Genomic DNA, 21899 nt, shown 5'->3' with positions numbered 1-21899 from the left:
GTGCGAGCAAGGAAAAGCCAGGATCTCTGATGCCCTCTTTTACAAAATAATCCCAAAATCATCCAGTAAGAAAAATTAATTCATCTATTGTTAACTATTAATATTCTCTTAATAAAAAGAAAGCATTATAGTCATCTGGAAGTCACATTTGCATATCAAAAAACATAATAGAAAAAAAGTGGTGAACAAGTAAATAACCGCCAGCTTCAAAGATCAACTGCGTCTATAACACCCGAAGGTATCAACTCTCTTGTTCATTTAGGCCTGTTTAGAGACACACAAATCCAATATGAGGAAAAGGAAGAATCTCTACACAACAAATATTGAAAATGAGGCGAATAAATTTTGATAAGAGTTACTATTGCAAATTCATTAGATAAATAACCGCATAGCCTGAATAGATTGAATAAGATACGAAGCTAATATGTTTTGATTGCCATCACGCAATACAAAGGTCGAACCGTCAGCTTCAATCAATGTACGGACGGCCTTACGTACAATGATCATGATTGTTTCCAGATCTTTTGCAAGAGAAAGTTTTTGTATGACATCCAATAAAAACTCAACCTGAAAATTGGAATCATCAGTTTCACATGATTTTGACGGTTTGAGGTGTAATTTGCCTGGGAACTCTTTATTTGTTCCCATATGTATTCTATTCATGTCCGTTTTGCTCTTTGCTATCATCCTTGTCTCTTTGTAATTACAATACTAAATGAGTGTTTTTTAAAAAAAAGCCCTTTAGATCACTCCTATATATAAGTTGTCCAGTAACTCAAATTTTCATTTCGAATAATTGTTGAAACAAGTTGACGTCTGCTCAAAGACCATTTATGTTAATTATTGATCCATAAGATCTTAACCTACTCAATTTGATTTAAAATACCCAATAACTGAAACATCAATAATTTAAAAAAGGAGAGAACTCTCAATACAAAAACCTTGTGACAAAATCGTTTTAAATACTCGATAGATTGTGATGGCTGTAGCAAAAGAATCGTAAAAAATAACTTAGAATTTGTTTTATATAAGGGATTATCGGTATGAAAACAAAGCAAGAAGTTTCTCAGCAGGAGAAATTAAAAGATTCCAAATCGTCTACACCACTACAGACAAAAGAAACATGGTTCATCTCTGACACCTTTAATATTACTTTTGACTCCTATGATTTTAGTATCTCTGTCACTGAACAAGCTCCCATCCCATATCGTATTGTTTTCAGTGGCGGCGGCTCAAGAATATTGGCACATATAAGTGCCCTGGATGAGTTAACCGGGCATGGATTACAGTTCACTGAATTTTCCGGAAGCTCAGCCGGTGCAATGGTCGCTGCCTTTGCTTATCTTGGTTATAATTGCTCCGAAATAAAACAAATTATTTCCTGGTTTAATGAAGATAAACTCCTTGATAGCCCACTCATTTTTAATTTCAATAACATAAAACAAATATTTAATAAGGGGGGGCTTAGCTCGGCAAAATTAATGCGTCAAGCAGCAAATTATGTTATTTTAAAAAAAGTAATGGATATTATATCCGATGAAAAATTCAAAACACGATTTGCACAATTTCAAAATTTTTTAGAAGAAAATATATACAGCTGCCCCGAGAATATAACATTTCAAACCTTAGCCAGAATAAAAGAAATATGCCCTGAATGTGAATTAGGAGAAAAACTATTTATTACTGGAACAAATTTGAGTACCCAAAAACATGAAGTGTTTTCCATTGATACAACACCATCTATGGCACTCGCCGATGCCATTATTATTTCCGCAAATTTACCTATTGCCTTTGAGCGTATCTGCTATCAAGGAAACGTATACAGCGATGGAGGAATCAGCAATAATTTACCTGCCCATTGTTTTTCAGAAAAAGGGCATAAAACAACCTTTTTGAAACACAAGGATGATGTTGACTTCAGTGTACTTGCTCTGCAGTTTGATAATGGGCTTGAAGAGAACGCTCTATATAGCCAGAACCCAATACCTAAATGGTCATGGCTAAGCAACACATTCTACTCATTAATTACAGGACATCCAAAGGTTACTGAAAACTGGCATGAGGATCTTCAAATACTGAGGCGACATGCCCATCAAAGTATTTTAATTAAAACGCCAACTATTGCTTTGACCAATCTCGCAATTAGTCAAGATACAAAAAAAGCCCTGGTCGAATCAGGACGAACAGCTGCCAAGACCTATCTGGATCTCCATGAGTTTTGTATGGATGATTATGGAAATATCAGACATAATGAATGCTTGCATGAAAAATTTCAAAAACCCGAAGAGTTATTGGATTATTGTGTCCTACACAGCCACTTTGAACTTTTAAAAAAAATAAAGCAAGCCATTTCCTGCTCACAATATTTAGAAAAAGGGTATAAACATTATTTATGTGAGTTGTGTGACAACTTGCTCCCACCTCAACTGAAATGCCCCAACGAAGGTTCAGGAACAGAACAACCTGAAATCAAGTTAGAAAAAGATACCATCATTTGCGAAAAGAATAATAATAGTGGGCTGACATTTTCAATGGCATTTTTTGGGGTTCCATCCCCTTTAGTCAAAACATTAAATCAGGATAGCCCCGAATTAAAAATTAAACTATTTACAGGTTTATATCCTATACTAATTCAAAACTGGCAAAATTTATGCCCTGTTTCCGGCATTAGTGGTATATTAAATTCTATCCGCATGTCATTCGTTGAAATCAGTTCAACAGATACCTGTATAAAAACATTAATTGATAAACTGAACGAAATTGAAATCGGACATTTTTTGATATTTGTTTTTAAAGCAGCTTTAAAAAATTACGATAAACATGACTTCATATTACTATTGAAAAACCTGAAGCATCTTCATCATTCTATAGAGCTAATCAGAAATAAGCCGTTTCATTCTGACGACCGATTTTATGGGCAGTGGAGTTTTGAAGGGCATGATCCCAAAAGAATCCTCGAATTCATTAAAAGCGATGATATTTCAGGATTAATGACTATTTTAGAAGATAAAAAGGCGCTTCCCAATAGTAAACCGAATTAACAGGTTTAAATCCAATGCGTCACTGAGTTAACAAATCAACTTGAATTGGTGTTTTTACTATTAATCCAGTGACTTTCTGTCTTGCTTTGGAAAATAAAGAATTAAGTATACAAGGGTGTTTTATCGATTGCTCTTTCATTAAATTCTTCTATCAATAAATCTATTTTTTGCCCTAATTGCCCCTTCCCTATTAATTTCCCGGAAGCATTATAAAGTGTTTGTGTAAAATAAGAGTACATATAACTTGTACTACTATCCTGATTTCTACGCTTTTGTAAATTATTTTCTTCAGAACGCATGCTGAGTAACAGGATATTCACCATCTCATGGCAATCAGAGAAATCTTCTTTTTCATAGCGAGGATAAAGATCAGCTGCCTTTTGGATGTATTTAAGAACCAACTGTTTCTTTGCATCAAAAATATCTCTGCTGCTTTTATTGGTTATAAACTCAAATTCCTTATCAAGGATATAGTCATAGAATACAAAGGAAAACTGATACACCCAGGGTACACTTCTACTATTGCAAAACAATGACTCATCCATGATATTAGTAATAATAGAAGGACTTTTTTGAAACAGGTCAGATACGACTTCAATAAAATTGCTTAAACTGTATGTAAAAAAACTTTCATACAAATCTGTTGTGAAATCAGTATTATGTTCTTCATTATATTCTTTGACAGCATTTTTGGCTGCTTGTAATGCCGAGTTAATCTCATCAGAGACTCGTTTAAAATAATTAGCATAATCCTCTTGTGTTTTAACTTCCATTAATGAAATAGTTTTAATCAAACATCTGGCAAGCTCATTTCGTTGAATTAATAATTCCGCTTCTTTGCCTTTATATGTTTTTTCATCTGCCTGCAATTGGTAGCTATCCAAAATTTTTTTATAATAGCGGTCGGTAATATCTTTAAAAATCCACATTATCTACCTCTTTAATTAGTGATCCAGAAAGTATTTGCAAAAATTGTCGCTGATTATCAAGAACAATAACGTCTTCCTTTTCTATTACGGGCGATAGTCAATATTGTAATGACAGCAAACACATGATTTCCTTGTCTGATGTATTGGTAATCCATTGATAACTGCCAAGAATTATAAATAAATGTTCAAAAAACAGTAGGAATAGCCATGGTGTCTAATAGTAACTCATTGTAAGTTATAGGAAAAGTATCTGTATTCGGTTTTTTGGAAATAGTTAAAGACAAAAAACACTAGAGAGAAACATACTTACAAGGCTTAAAAAACAGTATTGATTTACAAAGCAATTATTTGGCTCTTTTCTAAAAAAGAACGATAATTAATCAAGAGTAGTGTGGTTACCAATTTGCAGCACTAAAATACGGTTTTTGCTCTGGAGCTCTTACATAGCCAGGATAGAATCGCTGCAACATGACCTAATGATGCAAAATAAAGAAAAGATAATTATTATATTTTCCCAAAAAGACATTAATCATGAAATCAAAATACATTAGCTTATGCTTTTTTTCATCCATTTTATGGTTTGGCAGTCCAATTCTTTTGGCACAACCATCCAGGCCGGATAATCTAATTAATCAACTGGTTCAACCATTTATTTATGCACATCAGACTCCCGGGTTAGCTATTGCCATTTATTATAATGGAAAGGATTATTATTATAATTTTGGGTTTGCTGACCGGAAAAGTAAGAAGCCAGTCACTAAAAACACTATTTTTGAATTGGCATCGATTACCAAAGTATTCATTAGCACTCTTGTAGCCTTGGAAGTTCAGAAAGGAAAATTGAATGTAACAGATTATGCCGTTCAATATACGCCTGAATTTTCAAAAACCAATGGACTACCAATTGACAGGGTTCAAATTGTGCATCTGGCGACGCACACACCAAGCTTTCCCAAACAAATGGAGCAATTTGGTGTTAATAAAGGTAATATACAGGCTTTCTTTGCCCGCCTTAAAACATGGCGTCCTCCAGTAAAAATAGGAACTCATTATAAATATTCCAATATTGGTTTTGGGTATTTGGGATACGTATTGGAAAACGCCTCAAACGAGACTTTACCTAATCTGTTAAAATCGAATATTACCAAGCCATTGGGAATGTCCCATACTTTTTTCAATGTACCAGAAAGTCTGGCTAACTATGAAGCTCAAGGTTATCGGCCTAAAAACAAGCCAGCACCTTATTATACACCTGCCAATTTTCTAGGCGGAGGAGCTTTACGCTCTTCTGCAGCTGACATGTTAGTATTTTTAAAAGCAAATTTAGGAATTCAACCTGGCACCGCACCACCAGAATTACTTTCTGCGATGCAGTATGCCCAACAACCATTTTTTGAAGTCATCCCAAATTTTGTTATGGGATTAGGTTGGCAAAGAGTGAAAAGAGGGAGGCACATTGTGATCACTAAAAATGGAGCAAATCAGGGATTTAGCACCTTTATTGGTTTTTCTCCTGCAAAAAAACTGGGAGTAGTCATATTAATCAACCAAGCAAGGGGCAAGGCAACTGCATTAGGCAACCAAATGCTTAATAGCCTTCTTGATTTATAATTCCTACATTGGCGCAAAAGTTAATACTGTCTTTCATAAGCAAGTCACACAACACTTAAAGGCTATTTGTTTGTTAAGAATAGATTCACGAGCATTGACAATCAAAATGTCGTGCAACATGATTACCTTTGTACCTTTTCTCTGTATGGCTTTGCTTACAGCATGGATATGATGATTTTAATCTGAAGCAATGGCTAACAGAACAACAGGTCAAAACAGCAACTTAAAATAACCGAAAAAGGGAGTTTCGATGAAAAAATCCAATCATGTACACTCATTGTTATTGCTTACCGCTATTACTTTTTCACCTGTTATCAAGGCAAGCCCTGTAGGTCTGTTTGTAGATATCTATTGCCCTACTACCCAGGGAGGACCAAATGTCATCACTAATTTTGGAGATTACATTGCTGGTTATGGGATGGAAAATATTTTATCACAAAACAATCCCATTTATTTTAAATCCATTTCACTAGCCCACGATGTTCCAGCCCAACTTGGAAATTATTACAATGAAACGACCAGCTACAACAGCACAACAGGCCAAGTCACTTGCAGTTACATAGGCAATAACCCAACAGAACCTCGCTTTGCTGTGGCATATACCTTAACCAATGGCAGGGGCGGTTCTGTCCAATGGCAGTCAGGGAATTCAATCAATATCATTTTTCCAGTTGGTCTAAAAAGTTAACCAAAGTTAACTGGATTAAAATGCCTGACTGTCTTCTTCGTCTCCTAGCAACTCTTTCTGGAATTGATTTGCTAGGGAGATCGACAGAAATCCTGCAATCAAAGCCAAAGCTAAACCAAGCTACCTGGTAATTAGGGTATTCAAGCTGAAACACATGATTTATTTGATTTCAACTAAGGCCAAATTAGCTGATACAGATTACTAACGTTTTACTTTGATGGTTGAGGAATTTTATCCAGTTGCATACTGACATGCTTGGTAATATCATCGAGCATTTGTTGGCATGACTCAGGTTGCTCTGGAAACTGTTTATAAATAACATTAGTCAAAAATGCAGACAAAGCCTGACAAACCAACCTGCGATTACGAAACGGTGGCGGTAACTTTTCCACAGATTGAGTTAATGATGACAATAAATTCTGACCTATAAAATTCATTGCCCTGGAATAATCTTCAGCGGTTACAGCTTCGCCTGGTTGAGCGTTTTCACTATTCACATTCATTTTTTATCCTGTCAGTGTGTGATCAAGCCGGATTATAGAGTCTATCTCAAGCTACTTCAACGACAGTTTCAATTCTTTCCATAAAACCAGCATGATTATCAATTAAAACAACAAAATACACCATTTATGATGTAGTTATGGTTTTACAATAACAACAGGCTCTGGTGTGCCGTCTAAAAGACTAAAGACCAAAAGCACAATAAACATTACTATAAAGAGGAAAAACAGAACTTTGGCTATCCCTGTTTCGGTTGATGCGACGCCCCTATATCCAAATAAACCTGCGACAATTGCAACAATAAGAAAAATTAAGGCCCAAATAACATAATAAACCCCTGTTTTCAGAATAATCCGTTCTTCCTGAATTGTTTTTACCGGAGTAAAATCAAGCTCCCCTTTTTGTGATCATCTCACTTATAAAAACGAAACAACCTGAAATACTTATTTATAATCATCATATTAAAATTGTAGACTATTTATCCAAAACAAAGAAACACAAACAACAACACATTACAACACGAAGGAAATAAACTGTTTAATTGATTCAGGTTTAAAATATTTCATATTGTCCTCTTTTAACCATAGATTGTCCGCTTTCGACCATAAAGCCGAATTGTGATTAATTTATAATTATTTAGTTTGTTTTTTATCTGTTTAGCTCTATGTCTAATCTAATAATTCATAATGTAGAAAACTATGAAAAAGATCCGCTGTTACGATTAATACCATGGACCCTATGGGAAAATTTATTTCAGCATTATATCAGTGTGTACGAATTATCTCTGATGACTTTATCTTATAGAGAAGCAATCCATGTTTTTTTGCCGGGAACAAAAAATATGGAACAGATGCGGCAATTGTTGTGTCTATACTATGCCCATTTTGACAGGAATGACAAACAATTCTGGTGTGATGTTCACAAGAAAGGAATAAAAAGCGAGGTTATTTGTTGTGCTGCTGCAATAACCGGTTGCTCAAGTGCCTTAGATACAATATCTCTTTCTTTAATGCCTGATGAGATTGTGAAAATGATTCAGGCAGAAAATTACTATGCTTTTCGTCTGGCCGCAGAAAACGGCCATCTGCATGTGCTAAATCGTTTATTTGAGTTGGCGCCAACTGAAGTCATGGCGATGATTCAGGCAGAAAATTACCATGCCTTTCGTCTGGCTGCAGAAAATGGACACCTGCATGTGCTGAATTGTTTATGTGAATTGGCGCCAACTGAAGCCACAGCAATGATTCAGTCAGAAAATTACTATGCTTTTCGCTGGGCAGCAGTTGGAAGAGGCCATCATAATGTCATTAATTTTTTGCTCAATTGCCCAGCTATGCTCGGGTATGCGGAAATGCATGAATTTGAATATGGAGAGAAGTACGTCAATCCGTTTATTGCGAGGCATGTGAACAGGTTAAAAGAAATGCATGATGCCTTTAAACAAAGTAACCCAGAAGATCTCTTTGATTTAGTCACAAAGTCGGAGTGCCTGCAAGGCTTTTATATGTTACGTAACTTAATCCGTCGCAATGATGAAACATTACTTGAAGATATGCGTTTTTTGTTAAGTATTCCAAGCTTAAAAGTCCTAGCATCTATTGGAGTTAATCCAGGAGAGGAGAATGAGTTACTTCGCCTGGCTCTGAGGCTAGGTAATCAAGGCGCTTGTGAGTTACTCTTATCTATTCCAGACGTACTGGCATTGACTAGAGCAAACTATTATTATATCGATGAGGCTGGTGGTAGACTTTACTTGCGTGCCGTAGCTTAAGTCAATTAAGAACAATCAAAGGAGTTGATGCTTGCGACAATAAAATTGTCATATCACTCAACCGTTATGGCTATGTTTATAAACGTTTACCTAGGCATTACTCATCAGATATAATTGTAAAACTACTTAAAGCGGGCTAAACTTAATACAAGTCCAAAACCATTTTGTTCAAATTTTTATACTATACTATTTTAAAAAACAATCTTGGAAAAAATAATGTTGAGCACATCCAATCCCTTGCTTAACTCTGCTATTCTGAATCTTGATGTTGAAAACTGTAAAGATCTTTTAAAAAACAACAAAATTAGCGATATAAACGAATTTGCAGAATTAATTAGGGATATTCTGATTGCTCCTAAAATTAATGAACATCGTAGTTCCTTCGACAAGGCAGTTCAGATTTTAGATGTTTTTTTGGACCAAGGTTTATCTCTTGATGTTTACAAATTACCTGAGAATATTTTTCATCGTTTGTTGATGGAATATCCTGAGACAACCTATAAGGTTATTGATGATTTTCAAAAAAAAATCAATAAAGATTCATTCCCTAACTATGTTGAGTTTTTGAAAAAAAATCTTCATGCGATGCTATACAGCTATTCTGTATTAGGTTTCCGTGATGAAAATGGCCCTGCTTTTAAAAAAAGTTTCGATCTTATTTTTAAGTTTTTAGGACAAAATCAAGTCGATTATACAAAAACACCTGGATTTGAATTTATGGAAGGGTATGATAGCTCTTCTTTTTGGCATTTAATGCAAACTCTAGTGCAAAATGATTGCGTTATGTCTTTTCAATCACTCCGAGAATGGCCTTTTGTCTCTCAATCAATAGAATTGTTGGAATCAAAAGCTGCAGATGAGGACAGTCCTGCAATATTTAGTAAAATTTGGTTAGCAAATGTGAAAAATATGAGTTTGGATGAAATTTTCTCTAAAATTGGTTCACTTTATAATAAACAAGCCCACAAATGTATTGCTGTCATTGTGGAAAACTTAGATCTCAATGACGAGGTAATAAAGCGTACTAGGAATTTAAGAACAGTTACTTCAAAAGATACGTTAACTGCTTATATGAGTGGGGATTTCAGAAAACTCAAAAATAGAGATAATGGCAAACTGATACTTGCTCTGTTTAAAAACAATTATCGTCTTGCAGCAATTGAGGTGTTTGATCCAGCTAGATTCAACTCGGCTGATGAAAAAGAGGTAAAAGAAAAAGTTAGGGATTTATTTTTAAATTTATTTGCATCCACTCCTTTCGATAAAATTAATAAACTAGTTACTGCTCTTCCTAAAGATCATGCTCATCTACAAATTATTAATGAAGTTTATTTGAAAGTTAAAACTGAATATTGTGAAGCAGCACCTTGTTTTTCACGATATGTAAAACCGCAACATATAGATAAACTTAAAGGGTTTTATGGAAACAAAGCTGGAAAAATCAATGATGATATCCAATTTGGCGCTAAACGAATGGAATTAGTTTACGAGCTCAATAAGTTATTATCTAATTCAACACATCATGTCACCCCAAGCAAACCACCTTTTAATTCCCTTTTACCCTCAAGCAGTAAGACGCAATTAGCTGCTTTTGTTCTTGAAAAAGTATCTGAATTTCTGCTACAGACCGGATGAAGTGAGGAAGTTGGTCGATTACGAGAGGCTGAAGATTTTGGCACGCCTGTTAAAGCTCAGTATTCATTTGCATTACCTCTTATTAGAAATGTGTTTTATTTTTCCGATGACGTAAAAGTAAACAAACATGGCTATTCTGTCAGTTATGGTCTGTTTTATAATGACCTTCAAGTCAATAGTATTAAGGAAACTAAACAGATTTGGGGTGGGCCTAGCGACGAGACTCATGCTGCACCTAACTTAGTATGGACACATGGCCTGGCAACATTAAATGCCACCTGGCCTAATATTGAAAATTTATTTGCAGAAATCTGGTCTATGGATTTATCCTTTGCGGGAAAATATTCTGACTATCGAGACAAGCTTACGGTCTTTTATGAGAAACTAGCCGAGTTATCGTGGTTAATTGGCAATACTCAGCCCCTAGAGCGTGGCACTGGAAGCTTTGCTGAAACTGTAGTAGCCTTGATGCATGTTCATCATGGTTTAAATCCTCCTATTCTCAAAAATGATTTTCCACAACTGGATGTACTAAATATTACATTTCCTCTAGAGACCTATAAGAATATTTTCCCCTATTTTTTTGAACCATCAACTGTTCCCAAACACTTAAGGTCATTTACTAATACCCCTGAGATGGAAAATCTCCCTATCTCGCAACAAATACAGCATTTATTCACTCAATTCCAGCGACAAAAACCAAATAATCCTGGCTTTGAACTCGATGAGCTCTCAATTGCTAACATACTAAAAAACCATGCAACAACAAATAAACCACTCGAATTTAGTCTTTTGAATCCAGAGAAAACGCTCTTAGCAAAAACATCAAACTATTATTTTTCTCTCTTTAATAAAGCGGACAACCCCGAACAAAAAATTCTTCTTGTTTTGACTATATTACAGTTTTCTAAAAATAAAAATTTACAATTAGATATAGCAAAACAAATTTGTCGGGATAATTTCATTAGTTGCACTAATATTATGGATAGAAAACAAATTATTAATAACGCGTTAGACTTCATCAAGACTACTGCACTTGAAAATGCAGAGAATATTGACGAAAAAATGATTGCTACTTGGGAGAATGCTGCAAAACAAATTGCTAAAACAGAACAAGAGAAACCAGAAAGAATAGTCCTACCTAAGTTTGAAAATATTTTAATTAAACATGACACAGATACCAGGCAAGAAATCCCTACTCTACCGGATAAAACAAAAATACATATTAGTATCATGAAGATACCTGTCAATGAAAGAGAAGAAAATATTTTGGCGGTCTACACGGTATTAAAGAATGATGAATTACTTAGAAATCAAGATGGTTCAGTTCCAACCATTATCAAGGAAATACGAGATATGGTAGGCAAGATTGACCCTTCAAAAGAAGAAAATATAGCCAATGCCATTATTGAAATCAAAAGAAAAATAGCTGAAAACAAAGACAATAATTACAACAAAAATGCTCATGACGTCATCAATGGATTTGCCAAACCAAGCTGTTGCGATTTCCAAAAAATCCGAGCTGCTTTAAGCACCAACCCTGCAATTGAGGAAATAATGAATTCTGTCAGAGTAGAAAGGCAGCTAAAAACCTAAAACTACCAGGACTTATGAAAAACCCAGTCTTATCGTTAAAAAATGTTTTTAATTTGGTCATTTAGTTTATCTAAACTCCCTCATTAAAATTTTTTTGCCTTGGCCTTGGGGTTTTTCGTAAGTCCTGTAAGTTGATAGATTTACCCGCCTTATGAAGCAGCAAATTAAAGCCAGGTTAACTTGGGTAAATCTATATCTTGAAACTAAAGATGCAGGATATGTTTGCCGTAAATGTGGTATTTCTCGTCCTACCCTGAGAAAGTGGTACAGGCGTTATTTAGAAGCGGGTATGGATGGATTAAATGATCAAATCAAAAAGCCTCATTTGTCACCAAGTAAGAAGTTAAATTCAGAGCTGATTAAACTAATTCTTGATTTGCGTATAAGTCGTAATCTGGGCGCCAGACGTATCCAAACTGAATTGATTAGATTGCACAACTGTCCGCTTTCTTTAGCGAGTATCCATAAAGCGTTAACTAGCAACCAAACACAACCAATAAAAAAACTTAAGCGGAAAAAGAAATTTAAGCGCTATAGTCGTCCTATTCCTGGTGAGCGTATCCAAATGGATACCTGCAAAATAGCACCAGGAATTTATCAATATACTGCTGTTGATGATTGTTCTCGCTGGCGTGTACTAGAGATTTACAAACGCCGTACAGCTACTAACACACTACATTTTTTAGACTTGGTTCTGGAACAATTTCCTTTTCCTATACAGCGTATTCAAACGGATAGAGGATTAGAATTTTTTGCCGAAAAATTTCAGCTAAAAATGATGAAATTAGGTATTAAATTTAGACCCAATAAGCCAGCTTCCCCTCATTTAAATGGCAAGGTAGAGCGATCGCAAAAAACAGACCTCGAAGAATTTTATGCTATTACAGATTTATCTGACTTTGGAACTCTTCGAGAAGAGCTAGTTCAATGGCAATTCTTTTATAACTGGCAGCGTCCTCATGGTTCACTTAAAGGAAAGCCTCCCTCGGCTGTCGTAGCTGAAGAAGAGGTGAGTAATAACTATAAAATAGACAATGAGCGTATTCAAATAGCTAATTATCATACTGATTTGATTATGAAAAAATTGAAAGGATCTCTATGAATCACACAATTTATTGTTAAACCCAAAACCTTGCTTATGATAACTTTGCAAAACAGAACAGTGCTTAATTCAATTTAATTTAACCTGACTAACTTCCTCGTGGATCAAGCCTTTGGTGACTTTACGTGCCACAAGGAGTTCTTCCATTGATTTATTGATAATCTTATCCAATTCTCCCATTTCCAGTTTTGAAGTTTTCTTATAATGTTCGATTAAATCTTCACGAGCTTTACCAAGCTCTCTGGTGATTGCATTCACATCATTACCCATGCCCTTTTCCTTAAGATCAACAAGTCTTTCTTTGAGCTTGTCAGCAATTTGCTCTTTAACCTCCGAATGCAGTTTGGGAAGAGGAATATTGAAAAAATTCAAAACTTCCTTGACTGAATTCCAAAACCAATTTCGATTTTTATACCCATCCAATCGCTGAGTAATTTTGTCCGTCAAATTGGTTTCACCATAATGGGCTTTCGATAGTTGATTCAATGTTTGAGATAGAGATTCTAAATTCAGAGTTTTTTGTGTATCCCCTGATAATTCAAAATAAGCTTTTTGGAAATGACTTCTTGTTAATTGACTATCATCTTCCGGTGTGGTGGCTTTGGCATTTAACTCAATCACCTCTCTTCTTATTTCCCTATATTTCTGTTGACTGTCTTTGCTACTATCATTGACTATGCTATCCATTCTATCCATAGCCTTACGAATTTCCTCTTTTTGAGTATCTGATAGTACCTGATTATGCTCAAGGTGTTCCCGGAGTGCTGCTTTCACTTGGTCACAATATTGTCGAGCATTGGGGGAAATATGATTAATCTGTTGCCAGAGGAAACCTTTTTCATTTTTGGACTCAAGTGTCTGTCTTACCTCGTCCATGGTCTGTTCTAAATGCTTGATTGCTTCGCTATCCGGTTTTGACCTTGACTCTTTGACACGTTCTAACAGCAAATTTTTAACTGACTCATTCGTTGAATTCTTCTCATCACAATGATAGTGATAATAATTCGCAATGGAGGTTAGGGAATGTTGTAAATAAGAAAGCCTGTCCCTAACTGGAGGTTGTCCGAAGCTTCTTTTTTCATCCCTGTCAATGCCTGAGGGTTCTGGTAATGTTCCTGCAATATTATTCTCATTAATTTGAAAGTGTTTCGCTAATGATGAAAAAAAATGCTCATACCTTGGATCTTCGGATAGTGATTTTAATTCAGCGATGACTTCTTCCTTTTTTGTTTGACCGCCATGATTTTTTTCAAAAAACCAATTAAATGATTTGGGATACAATTGTTTAAACAATTCCCGGTGTTCCTGGTTGACAAACAATCTGGTGTCTTGTACGTAATCTTCCCGCTTCGATAGAATACTGCGCTCATGATATTTTTTGGTCAGTTTGGCATAGCCCCATTCGTTTTCCTTCATACCACATAACAACTCAAAGCGTTTTTCTGGAGATAATTCTGCATGAGCTCTAACCTCCTCTTTTTTATCTCCTACTCTGGCAATAATGGGTGGAGAAATCCCAACAGAAGGGAGTGAGCCGGTTTCCCTGCAAAAGCGATTCATATCATCATGTAATAAAATAGCGGTGTGATTTGTGTTGGGATCTTCGGTAACACGATTACCGGTATTGTGTTCCCCATAATAGGGTTTAACAACTACCTTTGTTTTTTCGGGATCTGCAATCACATACCTTCCAGAATGTTGAGGGTCAAATCCAGGCCTGTATTCATGTAACATCAATGTCGACTCAAAACGCTCTACATTAGGAGGAACAGTATAAGAATGAGGATCATCCCGTTTCCCAGGTCCGGGAACCTGATCAATAAGAAATAAATTGACCTTGATGTCGGGATATAATTGATAAAGAAGATTCGCCATGCGCATACAAGTATCAGCCCCTCGGCTAAACCCATGCAAATTAACTGTTTCAGGCAGTTTGCCTCCATTTTTTTCAATGGTGTCATTAAGGTAAAGTACTGCCTCAAATAATAAATGCTCTATACCTTCTCCCGCCAAATTTCCTGTCAGTTTTTGTATGGCATTGGTAATCGTTTGGGAGATTACAGGACTAATTAATATCTTGGAATTATCTTTTGGGTTATAAATATAAGTCCCAGGAATTGGATCCTTGCTGTCGCCTGATTTTGGTTCTGAACCAGGGCCATCAAACATTCTCATTGCCACTGTAGGATTGTCTTTATTTACTTCCGAGATTGTATTATGAAAACTCGTGAGAATATGATGAACCTTTTCACGATGTTGTCCTGTACCCAGAAAACTTAATGTGACTGTTTTTACTTTTTGTTCACGAACGTCTTTTTCGGATGTGCTCATAACAGGAATATCAACTAATAATGGTCCTTGATATAATTTTAAACCATACTCACAATAAATGCTCCACAATTACTCAAAATGAATGTCTTTATTAAAAATAGACTTATTTAACACCTGTATTGAACTCGAACAGGGAGTAAGGTTAGAGAAGGGTAATCAAAAAACAAGGAGTAACAGTGCTTATCGCTGACTATATCTTGCCTATGTCTAATTAGTCTTAGTCTTTAATATTAACGTTTCAATTATCATTAGCAGTTCAATACAAGAATTGCTATCCTTGACACAACAATGAAAAAAATTAAACCAATGATTCATGGAATGAAGATGAAAATAATTCTCAGCATTTTAATTGCTCTGCACGCCACTTCTACTTATGCTGGCCAGCAAATTTTGGTACTGTCAGGAGGAGATAACCCAGGCCTTAACCACTACACCCAATATCTGCAAACAAAAACTCTTTATGAGCATTTAATCACCCGATTTAATCCCGAAACCGTAAGCATCTATTTTGGAGGAGGTAACACACCGACCACACAACCTTCTCCATTTGATGTGCACAAACTCATTAATACAAAAGATAATCAACAAAACAAAGAAGACGTCATGTTTACAGGTATTATCCAAAACAATCAGCAAGCCAATAAATACAATGTGGATGCCTTTTTTTTATCTTCCAAAATTCAACAAATCAACCCTGTTGATAATTTGCTTCTCTTTGTCAGTGATCATGGCATGCCTCATGAGTTTTTAGAGGATAAAAATACCAATCCCTACAGTAACAATTGCATTGATCTCTGGCATTATCAAAAACCATTTATTAACAACTTCACTAACGCCAAAAACTTTAGCAAAGCCTGTTTATCCAAAAATGAATTATCGTCGCTGCTCGCCTTAATACCAAGCCAACAGATTATTTTTGCGATGTCTCAGTGTTATTCAGGTGGGTTTCATCAATTATCTGTTACAACACAAGATGGCTATCCTGTAGCTAATACTAAAATTTGTGGTTTTACTTCCTCAACAGATGATCACTATGCCAGTGGCTGCACTGCTGATGCCAACGGCGCTACTTATCAAGGATACGAACGTTCTTTTACCGAATGGTACACAGGGCATGGCGTCATTGATGGAAAAAAAATCAGGGAACCGGCTAAAAGTATGCTGGTTGCCCATCAAAACGCGATCATTGAAGACATGACAGTAGACATTCCTTTAAGTACTTCGGACTATTATTTACTCCAATGGGCCAAATTATTTGCATCAAAACAATTTAAGTCCCGCACGAAACATTACGACAACAATATGATTCAATCCATTTACCTAAATTATAAGAAAAGACTTCAGTCCAGCAATAATGATGCCCTTTACCAATTTATGCATGTTGCCCGAGCTTCTGAAGATAAAATCGTCCAGTTAATGCCTGAAGCCCGTGAATTTGCTTCTTTATCCTTAACAAAACAAAAACAAAAAATCAGTTCGCTGGAAAAGCAATTAGAGCAAGAAGGCAAAGAATTACAAGCCGTTTGGGAGGGAATGATGAATCTGACACTCAACGTCATCATGCCATCCTGGGAAAAAGCAGTGAATCAATCAAAAAGCCAGCCTCTCAATGAGAAGCAACAAACATTTGAAAAAGAATTTTACCAAACTATTGTTAAACTTAATTTATACCAACACCCTTATCAGTTTGAAATGTATTATTTGCAATATCTATCAGAAAAACAGAATGATCCTGATTTAGTGGACTATCAAAAAAATCGCAATGCGATTATTTACCAATGGGCACGAGCCCATAATAATGATCCTTTGGCGAACGCAATAAAAAATTGGGAAAAACTAAACAAAAAGCAGCTTTCTTTAACCGAGCACATCGCTGAAGAAGAAAAGAAAAAACAGTGGTTAAAGCGGATTTTTACCTACAATCAGATCATCGCCTCTTGGGTCACACTATTAACTAACCATGACGAAAAGGCTCTAGCTGATCTTGAAGGTTTGTTAAAATGCCAAAATGCCAGTTGAACAAAAATATTGCAGGATAAGATAACCAAGCATAATGTCAAAGTAGCGACATAAGAAGCATAAAATTCATCTTATGTCGAATTTGACTTTAACCTAAAAATAAAGATTGATTTTGCTCATTGATTTTTTGTTCTTCAATTTGCGGCTTGAAGAGATTATGACGATGATGTTTTAACCTGGATTGATTTATTTCAGCACATATATCTTGCAATTCGAACAGCTGTTGTGTTGTTAAACTAACCGCAACATCAATAATAAATTGAGATGATCTGATAGTATTCTCAATACTGCTTATGTATATAGATCTTGACTCATCTTTCATCTCAACCATCACATTTCTTAAATCAAAGCTGATTTGTTTTGATGTTTTATCCTGAATTTTTTTGAGAATGCTCATTGTACTCTTATAATCACTGCTAGCTTCCTGATGATAGCTTTGGGTTCTAATATGTAAGTAGGGACGCGACATACTTTTTCCTTCTCTGCCATCAAAAACAACCAAATCCTGGATCACCCTATTATGCGGAAATGATTGTTTTAAAAGTCCGATAACATTGGAGAGCATTTCTGCGTTTGCATTAGTATTCTTTTCTTTTTTAAGTAAAAACCTGTGAAGTTCCTGTGGATTTACCTCTTTGATAATGCACACTTTCTGACCATCCTCAAGTTCTTTGGTTTCTGTTTTTAGACAATCAAGCAAAACAAGGCTATCTAACGATCTCTGTATTTGCTGAACGCCTGTCTCCTTGGAATCTAAATTTCCTGTGCGCAAATCAATGGGGAATTCTTCACTGGATGAATGAAAATAAACTTCAAACTTCACCCCCAAAAGAGATTTTAAATCATTCTGTATTTGAATAAGGTTAAGTTCTGACCCACTATTTAATAAATCTAATAACTCAAGAATAGAAAACCATTGTTGTGTCGGTATCGTTAGTTCGTTTTCTTTAAACGAACCAAGGTAATTCTCCACATCGAGTTTTGCAGAATTGAATGAAATCCCTCGTACATACCCCCTATTTCCTGCAATTGACATACGAATAAAGGTCGTAGCGGGAATAGTATTTTGCATTTCTTTCTGATTCAGTGGATTAAAACTTTCTAGTTTCTCAACATCACATGCCGTGATAATAAATTCGACCCCATTACCCTGTAAGCTATGCCCTTCCTCATATTTCACTGCATTGGCAGCAGACAACATGACGAGTACAGATCTTAATTCCTCTATTCTTTCTTTTGATTTTATAGGGCCTATCCTTAAATCGGTTGTAGCCCCCTCCTCCCAGGATCGACTTGTCGATTGCTCAATTCGCATTAGCTCGTTTTCTTTTTCATCCAGATTTAAAAGATCACTTAACCTGGTTTTGACACTATGAATATAAGGCTTTTGCAATTTATCCAAGGTAGCTAACAACTCGATAATTTCTTTCATCTTTTAAATTCCAAGTAAAGTAAAAGGACTATTCCAAAATAGTTTTTGTATCTAAATTCCTGATTTTATTGATCAAGAAATTGAAAAATAACATAAAATGCAATATATAAAAAGCGCAATATTTATAATTTAAATACAACATGTGCTCTGCTTAATAAAAACTCCATGCCCCCATTGCGAAGCACAAAAATTGTTAAAATAACTGGTGATATTTTAAATGAATCAAATTACGTACAGAAAATGAAAGAGACTGGCTCAAAGAGATTTTTTTGATATACCTGTATCGCCAACTGAAATAGACAGGGGATGTCTTCACAATTTATTTATTAAGGCTATTAAGGCAGGGTTTTAGTAGTACATTCGGAACCACATTTAATTTGGGCATTCGCTGCGATTTCTGCATCGCAAAGATTGGAATCAAGCAATCATCAAACAATTCAAAAAAATTTAAACTGTTAAACTCAATCGATTAAAAAATACGGAGCCCTGTTCAGGACTCCTGATAATCACACAGGTCCAACAAGAGATTGCTTTTCTTGACACGCTTCCTTACCTGCCAGTTGAGTTAATTGATTTTTGATATGCAGCCAGCTATTAAGATCATATTGGGAGCCTAAACTGAGTATGAAAGGTTTAAGAGCATACTGAATCAATAATTTATTGAGCTCGTCCATCACATAAGGAGCCAATGAATGATTATTGTATCTAGTGGTAGAATCCGCAAAGAAATGATGAAGTAAGGTCAACAAAGATTCAACCGTACTGGTTGTCCGTGCTTCACTTGCGAGCCCTCCTGCTTTATCTTCCCCTGCCTTGCCATGACGCAACCAGCTGAACCAACCATAAGCTTCACCGGGAGTAGTTCCTTCCATTTTTTTCTTCGTATAGTTGTCAACTGCTCTTGATAAGGCAGCAATCAGTTCCGTCCAAATTGATGCAGAAGAGTTATATTCTACTTTTTTTTTATCATTAGAAAGGGATACAGACGACACCTCCCCCTCGGTTTTTTCTTCTTTAACAGAAGTAAACAAAGTATTTTCTGAATTGGTATAGCTAAAGGAAGAAGGAGGTCTATGATTGATTTTTGGACGTTCGCTCGTTAGATGGGTCAATCGGGGTTTGAGTGACTCGGAATTGCCCTCCTTCGTAGGACTCTCTGATTCTCTATTTAAAGATTCTTGAGCTTTGATAGCTTCTTCTAATTTTGCCAAGAGCAACTCTGCTTTTCTTTTAGCAACCAAACCCTTAGGAATATCAGAAGGTTTATTGATAATAGGCTCTCGGCCGATATATTTTTCTCTCATATCCACTTCCCTATGTAATGATTTATGAATTTAAATGGTTCATTAATGTTAATGCAAGATGTTGTTTTCTTTCAAGGAATTAATCTCTTCTATCAGATCAGAAAACAGCAATAGAATGAAATTAAATATTTACTATTTAAGATTCGCCTTTACACATTAAGTCGTAATTTCTGTAGTTCACCAAGCATAATCTGATTAGTTTTTAAGATTAATTAATGTTTAATGGCAAAATGGTTCAACACAGTTTTTATTTTAAACAACTCAAGTTTTCAAAATGCGACAATTGAAGCAAAAAACAGATTGCAATGGTGCAGTCAAGCTAACTTGCACACCCCGGTTAAGCAACTATATTTATTTATATAAGTCAGGTAATAGCAACTTATAATGTCTTGCTTTTAACTGGGTTCGTGGAGTTGAGAGATTTAAAATGCCTAAGCTATCAGAAATGAATTCTGTTACAGTGTGGTTTGAGCCCGGTGTTGGCTCTGGTCATATCAATGCAACTATCGCTCGCATGAATGAGCTGTGTTTATTAGGATTTAGAGGTTCTTTTAATATTATTTATCTAAGTAACATGAAGCTTAGTGGGCCGAAGGAACAAATGGAGCTAATTGCACGCGGAGAATCATGTACCGACAAATATAGTTTAAGTTATGGTCAAGTCTTATCCTCGGGCGAGTATACACCTCCTGAGATAATAGAAAGACTTCTGGTGGAAAAATTTCCTCATCGAATTAAGCAATTTTTATTGAATGATGATGAAAAACTCTCAATACCTCCCGGTACGCATGATGAGTTATGTATCAGTGGCGCTGCCGATCAAACCAGTGAGGCGCCAGTGAATCCAAATGAAGTATCATTACTTAGAGTACAGATGGATATGGCTTTTGGTTGCAGTGTAATGATACAACTACAGCCTCCAAGATGGTTAGCAGGTGTATCTTATGTATGTCGCAGTGGCGGTGTAAGGGAAACTGTATCATCTCTACCACATAAGATAGATGATGAAATAAAGCAAGGTTTTAGAAGTATAGGGGCAATTGGCGCCAGACCCAATGTAGTTAAGATTGGCTGCTATGGCATCAGAAATATAACCAGTCCAAGTGTAATAAGCACTTTAGTGACTTTATCTAAAGCGAAAGAGTGCTGTGAAATATTAGAAATAGGATCGGAACCTTCGGTTGCAGATTCTACTAAAGAGGGGATACTAGGGAAAACCGATTTGGGTAAATTCTATGCTGAGATAGATTTAATGATTTGCGAAGGTCAAAACACGGCAACCGAATGTTTGGCATTAGGAGTGCCAGTATTGCACCTTCCCAAACCTCATGCAGGAAATATATATCCTAGTGATGGAGAATTACGAGATTTAGGTTTTAATATGCCCGAACATAAAAAGGTATATGATTCCGTCCACAACATGATTGCTCTTGCTCAAGATTTTACAACAGGGTCTGGTAATTTATGTGGCTCATTACAAAAAATTAGAGAACATGTTGATAGAGGTGCTTTGGCTCAATTGGCTGATAAAATTAATACTCGGCCCTCTGTTTTAGAAGACATATTAACCCGCTTGGGGATTCAGGTTGCAATTAAAGCAGCAGCTCCTGAAGTTGTACAACAAGTGGATATGAATCCAACAAAGCAAGTGAAAGAGGCTCTTGGTGCAGCAAAAAAGTTAGATTCAAACTTTCAAGATACGGGTTTTAAGACATTATTACCGTAAGCGTTCAAACCATTCTGTCAATTCGTTCTGCGGCAAAATTTTGTTTCTTATGTGCATCTGTAGAAATTGGTTATGCATAAATTTCAACTCTTTAATGATCAAGAAACTGACGCAGAAAAAAGGTTTTAATTAATCAAATCAAGCTCATAGTGTCGATTTTTAGCCGCATCTACTATTAAAAACAGACATGGACAGATGCTAAATTAAGCAAGC

At 35.7% G+C, this 21899-nt stretch carries 16 protein-coding genes and 1 pseudogene; 10 read left to right on the top strand and 7 right to left on the bottom strand.

The annotated features are described in order from the left end of the window. Positions 1 to 171 precede the first annotated feature (171 nt). Positions 172 to 327 (top strand): annotated as a pseudogene (locus OQI99_RS15075) (type IV secretion protein Dot); the annotation flags it as partial. Between the two features lie 45 nt (positions 328 to 372). Here the strand turns inward: OQI99_RS15075 and OQI99_RS15070 are convergent. Beyond that, positions 373 to 663 (bottom strand): hypothetical protein, encoded by a 291-nt coding sequence (locus OQI99_RS15070; RefSeq protein ID WP_265732307.1) that lies wholly within the window; start codon positions 661 to 663, stop codon positions 373 to 375. Positions 664 to 1043: 380 nt separating this feature from the next. Between OQI99_RS15070 and vpdA the strand changes: the two genes are divergently transcribed. After that, the gene (gene vpdA, locus OQI99_RS15065) at positions 1044 to 3041 is read left to right on the top strand and encodes a Dot/Icm type IV secretion system effector VdpA (RefSeq protein ID WP_265732306.1); all 1998 of its coding nucleotides are present in this window, start codon (positions 1044 to 1046) and stop codon (positions 3039 to 3041) included. 101 nt (positions 3042 to 3142) lie between these two features. Here vpdA and lem24 read toward each other — a convergent pair whose 3' ends face one another. After that, positions 3143 to 3970, bottom strand: coding sequence for a Dot/Icm T4SS effector Lem24 (gene lem24 / locus OQI99_RS15060; RefSeq protein ID WP_265732305.1), 828 nt, complete (start codon positions 3968 to 3970; stop codon positions 3143 to 3145). 531 nt (positions 3971 to 4501) lie between these two features. Between lem24 and OQI99_RS15055 the strand changes: the two genes are divergently transcribed. Together OQI99_RS15055 and OQI99_RS15050 are read left to right on the top strand one after the other, a co-directional pair. Further along, positions 4502 to 5581 carry a beta-lactamase gene (locus tag OQI99_RS15055; protein WP_265732304.1) on the top strand — a complete coding sequence of 360 codons (1080 nt, stop codon included), beginning with the start codon at positions 4502 to 4504 and terminating at the stop codon, positions 5579 to 5581. Between the two features lie 250 nt (positions 5582 to 5831). Continuing rightward, positions 5832 to 6269 carry a hypothetical protein gene (locus tag OQI99_RS15050; protein ID WP_265732303.1) on the top strand — a complete coding sequence of 146 codons (438 nt, stop codon included), beginning with the start codon at positions 5832 to 5834 and terminating at the stop codon, positions 6267 to 6269. 209 nt (positions 6270 to 6478) lie between these two features. Here OQI99_RS15050 and OQI99_RS15045 read toward each other — a convergent pair whose 3' ends face one another. Together OQI99_RS15045 and OQI99_RS15040 are read right to left on the bottom strand one after the other, a co-directional pair. Beyond that, positions 6479 to 6772, bottom strand: coding sequence for a hypothetical protein (locus OQI99_RS15045; RefSeq protein ID WP_265732302.1), 294 nt, complete (start codon positions 6770 to 6772; stop codon positions 6479 to 6481). Between the two features lie 135 nt (positions 6773 to 6907). Beyond that, complete coding sequence (locus tag OQI99_RS15040) at positions 6908 to 7093, bottom strand: DUF1328 domain-containing protein (protein ID WP_265732382.1); 186 nt, start codon at positions 7091 to 7093, stop codon at positions 6908 to 6910. Positions 7094 to 7434: 341 nt separating this feature from the next. Here OQI99_RS15040 and OQI99_RS15035 point away from each other — a divergent pair, with 341 nt between their 5' ends. The 4 genes from OQI99_RS15035 (at position 7435) to OQI99_RS15020 (ending at position 12874) form a co-directional block, all read left to right on the top strand. Next, positions 7435 to 8541, top strand: coding sequence for a hypothetical protein (locus OQI99_RS15035; RefSeq protein ID WP_265732301.1), 1107 nt, complete (start codon positions 7435 to 7437; stop codon positions 8539 to 8541). Between the two features lie 204 nt (positions 8542 to 8745). Continuing rightward, the gene (locus OQI99_RS15030; RefSeq protein WP_265732300.1) at positions 8746 to 10176 is read left to right on the top strand and encodes a hypothetical protein; all 1431 of its coding nucleotides are present in this window, start codon (positions 8746 to 8748) and stop codon (positions 10174 to 10176) included. A gap of 90 nt (positions 10177 to 10266) precedes the next feature. Beyond that, on the top strand, positions 10267 to 11772 hold the full coding sequence (locus OQI99_RS15025) for a hypothetical protein (protein ID WP_265732299.1): 1506 nt from the start codon (positions 10267 to 10269) through the stop codon (positions 11770 to 11772). Positions 11773 to 11923: 151 nt separating this feature from the next. Further along, positions 11924 to 12874: an IS481 family transposase gene (locus tag OQI99_RS15020; RefSeq protein ID WP_265732298.1), complete on the top strand. Its 951-nt coding sequence runs from the start codon at positions 11924 to 11926 to the stop codon at positions 12872 to 12874. 69 nt (positions 12875 to 12943) lie between these two features. Here OQI99_RS15020 and lem25 read toward each other — a convergent pair whose 3' ends face one another. Next, positions 12944 to 15205 (bottom strand): Dot/Icm T4SS effector Lem25, encoded by a 2262-nt coding sequence (gene lem25 / locus OQI99_RS15015; protein WP_265732297.1) that lies wholly within the window; start codon positions 15203 to 15205, stop codon positions 12944 to 12946. Positions 15206 to 15529: 324 nt separating this feature from the next. Between lem25 and OQI99_RS15010 the strand changes: the two genes are divergently transcribed. Further along, positions 15530 to 17224, top strand: coding sequence for a hypothetical protein (locus OQI99_RS15010; RefSeq protein ID WP_265732296.1), 1695 nt, complete (start codon positions 15530 to 15532; stop codon positions 17222 to 17224). An 88-nt stretch (positions 17225 to 17312) separates the two neighbouring features. Here the strand turns inward: OQI99_RS15010 and OQI99_RS15005 are convergent, their stop codons facing one another. Further along, positions 17313 to 18656, bottom strand: coding sequence for a hypothetical protein (locus tag OQI99_RS15005; RefSeq protein ID WP_265732295.1), 1344 nt, complete (start codon positions 18654 to 18656; stop codon positions 17313 to 17315). Between the two features lie 506 nt (positions 18657 to 19162). Then, the gene (locus tag OQI99_RS15000) at positions 19163 to 19966 is read right to left on the bottom strand and encodes a hypothetical protein (protein ID WP_265732294.1); all 804 of its coding nucleotides are present in this window, start codon (positions 19964 to 19966) and stop codon (positions 19163 to 19165) included. Between the two features lie 421 nt (positions 19967 to 20387). Between OQI99_RS15000 and OQI99_RS14995 the strand changes: the two genes are divergently transcribed. Beyond that, entirely contained in the window at positions 20388 to 21686 is a 1299-nt protein-coding gene (locus tag OQI99_RS14995; protein ID WP_265732293.1) for a hypothetical protein, read from the top strand. Positions 21687 to 21899: the final 213 nt, after the last annotated feature.

The sequence above is a fragment of the Legionella sp. PATHC039 genome (genome assembly GCF_026191275.1).
GTDB lineage: Bacteria > Pseudomonadota > Gammaproteobacteria > Legionellales > Legionellaceae > Legionella > Legionella pneumophila.
Note: the sequence above shows the minus strand (reverse complement) of the source record. Positions and strands in the feature narration are given on the sequence as shown.

Excerpts from the sequence above, each read along its gene's own strand:
- OQI99_RS15070 (WP_265732307.1), bottom strand. The coding sequence starts at position 663 with ATGAATAGAATACATATGGGAACAAATAAAGAGTTCCCAGGCAAATTA.
- vpdA (WP_265732306.1), top strand. The coding sequence starts at position 1,044 with ATGAAAACAAAGCAAGAAGTTTCTCAGCAGGAGAAATTAAAAGATTCC.
- lem24 (WP_265732305.1), bottom strand. The coding sequence starts at position 3,970 with ATGTGGATTTTTAAAGATATTACCGACCGCTATTATAAAAAAATTTTG.
- OQI99_RS15055 (WP_265732304.1), top strand. The coding sequence starts at position 4,502 with ATGAAATCAAAATACATTAGCTTATGCTTTTTTTCATCCATTTTATGG.
- OQI99_RS15050 (WP_265732303.1), top strand. The coding sequence starts at position 5,832 with ATGAAAAAATCCAATCATGTACACTCATTGTTATTGCTTACCGCTATT.
- OQI99_RS15045 (WP_265732302.1), bottom strand. The coding sequence starts at position 6,772 with ATGAATGTGAATAGTGAAAACGCTCAACCAGGCGAAGCTGTAACCGCT.
- OQI99_RS15035 (WP_265732301.1), top strand. The coding sequence starts at position 7,435 with ATGTCTAATCTAATAATTCATAATGTAGAAAACTATGAAAAAGATCCG.
- OQI99_RS15020 (WP_265732298.1), top strand. The coding sequence starts at position 11,924 with ATGAAGCAGCAAATTAAAGCCAGGTTAACTTGGGTAAATCTATATCTT.
- lem25 (WP_265732297.1), bottom strand. The coding sequence starts at position 15,205 with ATGAGCACATCCGAAAAAGACGTTCGTGAACAAAAAGTAAAAACAGTC.
- OQI99_RS15010 (WP_265732296.1), top strand. The coding sequence starts at position 15,530 with ATGAAAATAATTCTCAGCATTTTAATTGCTCTGCACGCCACTTCTACT.
- OQI99_RS15005 (WP_265732295.1), bottom strand. The coding sequence starts at position 18,656 with ATGAAAGAAATTATCGAGTTGTTAGCTACCTTGGATAAATTGCAAAAG.
- OQI99_RS14995 (WP_265732293.1), top strand. The coding sequence starts at position 20,388 with ATGCCTAAGCTATCAGAAATGAATTCTGTTACAGTGTGGTTTGAGCCC.